Source organism: Kitasatospora sp. NPDC059973 (assembly GCF_042737525.1).
In the GTDB taxonomy this organism is placed as follows: Bacteria; Actinomycetota; Actinomycetes; order Streptomycetales; family Streptomycetaceae; genus Kitasatospora.
On the sequence record NZ_JBHWUI010000112.1, the window covers coordinates 22,365 to 28,364 of the forward strand.

A 6,000-nucleotide genomic window follows, 5' to 3' on the forward strand; every position below is an offset into this window, starting at 1 on the left:
CCGCACCGCGCACCCCCTTCCGCGCCCTCGCCGCACCGCACCCCGGCCACGCCCCGCCGCACCGCGCCCCCGGCCACCACCCACCGGACCACCGCGCCCGCGCGACCACCGCCCCGGCCACCACCACCTGAACGGCCGCCGCCCGCCCGCGCGGCACGGCTCCGCCCACTTCGCCGAAAGGCCACGCGGCCCGGCGCCGCTCCCTACCCTGTGGTGAAGGCCGTGTGGGGATGCCCCGGAGGGGACCAGGGGGCGTCGCGATGGAGGGGGTTCTTCGTCATGCGCGTTGTCATCGCAGGTCAGGGGTATGTGGGGCTGCCGCTGGCGGTCCGGGCGGCCGAAGTCGGCTATCAGGTGGTCGGCTACGACGTGGACGAGCGCCGGATCAAGCGGCTGGCCGTCGGCGAGTCCTACGTCGAGGACATCCCGGCCCCCCGGCTGCGGCCGCTGCTGGAGAACGGCAGCTATCTGCCGTCCGCCGAGCCGGCCGACGTGGCCGGCTTCGACATCGCGGTGATCACGGTCCCGACGCCGCTGCGCGACGGGGTGCCGGACCTCTCCTACATCGAGGCCTCGGCCCGGCTGCTCGCCCAGCACCTGCGCCCGGGCGCCACCGTCGTGCTGGAGTCCACCACCTACCCGGGCACCACCGAGGAGCTGCTCGCGCCCCTGCTGGAGGAGGGGTCCGGTCTGACCGCCGGCCGGGACTTCCACCTCGGCTACAGCCCCGAGCGGATCGACCCGGGCAATCCGACCTGGCGGCTGGAGAACACCCCGAAAGTGGTCTCCGGCATCGACCCGGCGGCGCTGGCGGCGGTCGACGGCTTCTACGGGCGGCTGGTCGAGCGAACGGTCCCGGTCTCCTCCTGCAAGGAGGCCGAGCTGACCAAGCTGCTGGAGAACACCTTCCGCCATGTGAACATCGCGCTGGTCAACGAGCTGGCGATGTTCGCCCACGACCTCGGCATCGACGTCTGGGAGGCGATCGACGCCGCCTCCACCAAGCCGTTCGGCTATCTGCGCTTCACCCCCGGGCCGGGGGTCGGCGGGCACTGCCTGCCGATCGACCCCTCCTACCTGTCCTGGCGGGTGGAGCGGGCGCTCGGCCAGTCGTTCCGCTTCGTCGAGCTGGCCAACGACGTGAACAGCCACATGCCCGACTACGTGGTGCGCCGGCTCGCCGAGGCGCTGAACGAGCGGCAGCGCTCGGTCAAGGGCTCCCGGGTGCTGCTGCTCGGGCTCGCCTACAAGAAGAACACCGGCGACGCCCGGGAGACCCCGGCCGCCCGGGTCGCCGAGCTGCTGACCCGGATGGGCGCCGAGGTCCGGGCCGCCGACCCGCACGTGGTCGTCGGGGTGCACGTCCCCGAGCCGGTGATCCCCGGGCAGCGGGCGGCCGAGCTGGACCCGCACGGCGACCCGTTCGCCGCCGTCCGCCGGGTGGAGGCGACTCCGGAGGAGCTGGCCGGGGCCGACGCGGTGGTGCTGCTCGCCGACCACGACGAGTTCGACTACGAGGCCGTCACCGCGCACGCCCGGTACGTGCTGGACTGCCGCCGCCGGCTCTCGGGCGCGACGGTCGAGGTGCTGTAGGGCCAGCCGGCCCGCACGAACGCGGTGCCGGGCGTCCGCACCCGCCCGGCACCGCGCACAAGGGGTCCGGCCCGCCCCGGCTCCCGGTGACTACCAGCGGGACAGGTTGATGTCGTACATCGTCACCTGGTGGCCCTGGTTGCCGTTGAAGTCGTACTGCTCCCAGTTGAAGACGGTCCAGGAGCCGAGGCCACCCCCCAGATAGGTGATGACCCGGTTGTTGCCCGCGTCGATCCGGTCCACGTTGTAGACCCGGACGGACATCCAGCCGTCATTCGCGAAGCAGAGCCGGCCGCTGTAGCCGTAGTTGTACACCTTCGCGAAATCGGTGCGGTTTCCGCATTCGACCTGGCTCACCGCGTTCGCGCCGGTCGTCGGCAGCAGTGCGGCGGCAGCGGCGGTGAGAACGGCGAGGGCACCGATCCGGCGGGCCAGGACATTTCCGGTGCGGCGATCCCTGCGGGGATTTGCGGGATTTGTGCGGCGAATCATGAAACCCCTCCATCGACGGCGGTTGCGACTCCAGAGATTTACATGGGGGCCTGTCGCCGAACAGCTGTTTTCCGGCCAAGCCGAAACCTCCGGGACGGGCCGCCGGGCCGGGGTCGAGCGGAATGCGCTAGGGTCCGAACAAGCTTGCCGTGCCCGAGGATCGGAGCAGACGATTGGCACGTCCACCACATTTCGGACGATTCGCCGCCATCACCCTGGCGGCCGTACTGTCGGCCATTTCCGCAGGCTGCGCCGAGGATACCGGGGGGAACTCGGTGAAATCCGCGCCGACGCCCCCCGCGATCGGCACCCCTGAACCCCCGGAATCCGGCCGCGCCGGAATGACCGGACTGCCGCTTTCCGCTTATCAGGCCAATGACCAGGTGGCCGTGAAAGAGATTCAGGCCAGGAATATGCTGGTCGTCTCCTGCATGCAGCGGGCCGGATTCACCGGTTTCGGCGGCGACGGCCTCCAGGCGGCGCGGGCCCCGGACAACGCGACGGCCCTGCCGGCCGGCGCCTGGGGGTACCTCGGGGCCGAGGCCGCCGCCGTCCAGGGGTTCCACCCCCCGAAGCGGGCGCTGCCCCGGCCCGTCGCGCCGGCGGCCGGCCCGGCCGAGGCCTACGACGCGGCCCGGGTCGACTGCGACCGGCAGGCGGCGGAACGGATCGGCTCGCCGCCGGGGCCCGGGGCCGAGCTGGTCGGCCGGCTCTTCGACGAATCGATCGGGGCGACCGGCCGCGACGCCCGGGTGGCCGCGGCGACCGGCGAGTGGTCCATCTGCATGGCCGCCGCCGGCTTCCGCGTCGACGACCCGGCGGCCCTGCCGGAGCGGTACCGGGCGGTCGCGGAGATCACCCCGGGTGAGCTGGCGACGGCCCGCGCCGACGCCGACTGCACGGCCCGGAGCAATCTGGCGGGGATCTGGTTCGCCGTGCTGGCCGGCTACCAGCGGCAGCAGATCGACCGGAACGCGCAGGCCCTGACCGCCCAGCAGGAGGCGGTCAGGGCCCAGGACGCGAAACTCACCCGGCTGGTGGCCGGCGGCTCGTGAGGCCCTCACGGGGTCACGAGCCGCCGGGCCACCCGGTGCCGGGACCGGCGCTCGCGGTGCCTCAGCGCCGCCGGTTGAGGCCCACCGTGTTCGGGGTGGCGTAGTCGCTGCCGTCGTCGACGATCACGATCTTCGGAATGATCCGGGTCTCGTCCTCGGCGGGCCGGCCCGGCGCGTCGGCCGCCTCGTCGTCGGCCGCCTCGTCGGCCGCGGTCGCGGCCGACCCGCTCGGCGGCGTGCCCGGCGTGCTCGGCGGCGTGCTCGGCCGGGGCGGCACCCCCGCCGGGGCGGCGGGCGCCACCGGACCGGGCGCGACCGGTCCGGGGCTGACCGGTCCGGTGGCGACCGCGCCGGCGACGGCCGGAGCGGAGTCCGCCGGAGCGGCGTCGGCGGGAGCGGGGTCCGCGGCCGGGGCAGCATCGTCGGGAGCGGCGTCGAAGGGACCCACCGGGCCGGGAGTGACCGGCAGCACCGCGGTGGCCGCCTCGGTGACGGCCCGCTGCCCGCCGCCCACCGCGACGGTCTTGCGCAGGTTCGCCACCGCGATCTCGCCGGTGTCCGCCTCGGAGTCGACCGCCGGCGCGGGCCCGGCCGGGGTCTCGGCCGCCAGGTCGGGCTCGATCGCGCCCACCGCCGCGCCGGTGAGCGAGGCGAGGGTGCCCTTGATGTGGTCCAGGTGCTGCTGCACCGTCTCCTGCCGGGCGGCGAACTCGCGCTGCTCGCGCTCGCTCTCCGCGTTGATCCGCTCGGCCTCGCGCCGGGCCTGCTCGATCAGCTGGTCCGCCCGGGCCTGCGCCTCGGCGTCGGACTGCTTGATCTGCCCGAGCACGGTCTCCCGGTACTGCTCGGCCTCCTTGACCCGGCGCTCCGCGGTCGCCGAGATCTGGGCGTCCTCGGCGTCGGCCCGGGCCTCGGCCGCCGCGAACGTCTCGTCGGCCTCCCGGCGCAGCTCGGCGAGCTTGGCCTCGGCCAGCTCGGAGGCCTCGGCCGCGGCGACCCGCACCTTGGCGGCGTGGCCGGTGGCGGCGTCCCGCACGGCCCGGCTCTCGCGGTCGGCCTCGGCCCGGATCGCCTCGGCCTCGGCGCGGGTCCGCTCCTCGGTGCGCCGGGCGGCCTGGTCGGCCTCGGCGCGGGTGGTGGCGGCGTACTCCTTGGCGGCCTGGCCGAGCGCCTGACCGGCCTCGTAGACCTCGTCGCGGAGGTCCTCGGCGAACCGCTCGGCGGCCTCCCGGACCGCCCGGGCCTCGTTCGCGGCCATCGTGGCCAGTCCGGCGGCCTGCTCGCTGAGCACCTGGTAGTCCGGGTCCGGAGCGTCGGCGGCGGCCTGCCGGATCTCGGCCAGCCGCCGCTCCATCTCCCGGATTCCGGCGCCCAGCACGCTCAGCCGTTCCCACGCCTCGTCCCGTTGGGCGGTGAAAACGGTCAGGGCTCGGTCGACCTGCTCGGGCGCGTAACCGCGCCGGGCAGCGGTGAAGCCGTGCTGGGGGACGGCATCGCTCATGGGCTCTTCCCCTCGTGTCGCGGGCTGCGGAGCCCATGATCGGACGGAACGGACGGATCCGGAACCGGATCCGGAAGGCGGTCCGGAATCGGACGCCGTACGGATCGGAACGCGGCGAGGAATGGACGAATAGACCCATCCTCTTGACCTATTTTGCGCAGATCAGGGCGAAACCCCAACGAGGCAGAGCCGCGACGGCACGCCGAAGGGGTCGTTCCGGACACCGGAACGACCCCTTCCACCTGCACGGATCCGCGTCGGCCCGCTACAGCAGGCCGTCCCAGAACTGCTCCAGGAGGACGGCCCACCAGGTGTCCGCCGACTGCAGGGCCGCGGGGTCGATCGCGGCGAGCTGAGCCTGGAAGTCGGTCGTCCAGCGACCGGCTTGGTCCGGGGTCAGCCCGTACCGCAGCCGCCACATCCGGCCCAGCAGGGCCAGGGCGCGAACGAACTCCGGTACACCACTGTTGACGAACCGGGGCGGCTCGCCGGTTCCGTCGATGTCCACCGCGACCACGTGCGCGGTGCCGTACTGCACGCAGAGCTGGCGGCCGTAGTCGTTGCCGAGCACCAGGTAGCCGCCGAAGTCCGGGCCGCCGGTCAGTCCGCGCTCGGCGGCCAGCTCGGCGAGCGTCGGGATCGGGCGGCCCTCCTGGGCCTGCGCCCAGAAGAAGGGTCCGAACTCGCGCGGCAGGCCCCCCCACATCAGGGTCTGCGCCACCGGCTCGGGCACGCCCTGGCGGGAGACGGCGCGCTGCTCGAAGTGGAACACGTTCGGGCCGAAGGCCTGGCTCACCTCCTGGCCGAGCTGCTGCGGTGCGATCGGCGGCAGCACCGGGACGCTGCCCGGGGCGGGCGGGGGCACCCGGAACGGGCGGACCCGCTGGGCGCCGGAGGCCAGCTGGTGCAGCTCGTCCAGGTGGTCCAGCAGCTGGGCCATGCCGGCCTGCCGGGAGTGGTGGTCCCGGCCGTAGTCGGCGGTGTGGGTGAGCCGGACGTTCGGCCAGGAGGCGGCGATCATCCGGTTGCAGTAGCCGCCCGGCAGGTCACAGGACTCCAGCTCGGTGTAGAGCTCCAGAACCTGCTCCGGCGGGACGTTCAGCCGGCGCAGGTCCTGGAGGATCTTCCACTCCGGGTGCGGGGTGCCGGGCTCGCTGCGGTGCAGCAGCTTCTGCTCCGAGCCGTCCGGGCCGCGGTAGCTGAGCGCGGCGAAGTAGCCGGGGCCGACGGCCGGCACACCGGGCGGCACCGGGGCGCCCTGCGGCGGACCGGGGACCGGCGCCGGGGCGGCGGCCGGGGCGGGAGCCGGGGCGGCCGGCGAGGCCGCGCCGGGATAGCCGTAGCCGGCCGCGCCGGGGC

The 6,000-nt window shown here is 74.3% G+C and carries 5 protein-coding genes; 2 read left to right on the plus strand and 3 right to left on the minus strand.

Annotated features, from left to right (window positions below):
* Positions 1-279: 279 nt before the first annotated feature.
* A complete protein-coding gene (locus ACFWA9_RS26810; protein WP_329489333.1) occupies positions 280-1,593 on the plus strand; it encodes a nucleotide sugar dehydrogenase in 1,314 nt (437 codons plus the stop codon).
* Between the two features lie 90 nt (positions 1,594-1,683).
* Here ACFWA9_RS26810 and ACFWA9_RS26815 read toward each other — a convergent pair whose 3' ends face one another.
* Positions 1,684-1,950: a beta/gamma crystallin domain-containing protein gene (locus tag ACFWA9_RS26815; RefSeq protein WP_380390308.1), complete on the minus strand. Its 267-nt coding sequence runs from the start codon at positions 1,948-1,950 to the stop codon at positions 1,684-1,686.
* 524 nt (positions 1,951-2,474) lie between these two features.
* Here ACFWA9_RS26815 and ACFWA9_RS26820 point away from each other — a divergent pair.
* Positions 2,475-3,140 (plus strand): hypothetical protein, encoded by a 666-nt coding sequence (locus tag ACFWA9_RS26820; protein WP_380390310.1) that lies wholly within the window; start codon positions 2,475-2,477, stop codon positions 3,138-3,140.
* A gap of 61 nt (positions 3,141-3,201) precedes the next feature.
* Here ACFWA9_RS26820 and ACFWA9_RS26825 read toward each other — a convergent pair whose 3' ends face one another.
* On the minus strand, positions 3,202-4,641 hold the full coding sequence (locus ACFWA9_RS26825) for a hypothetical protein (protein ID WP_380390312.1): 1,440 nt from the start codon (positions 4,639-4,641) through the stop codon (positions 3,202-3,204).
* 265 nt (positions 4,642-4,906) lie between these two features.
* A partial coding sequence (locus tag ACFWA9_RS26830; RefSeq protein WP_380390314.1) for an SUKH-4 family immunity protein occupies positions 4,907-6,000 on the minus strand: 1,094 nt, incomplete at its 5' end.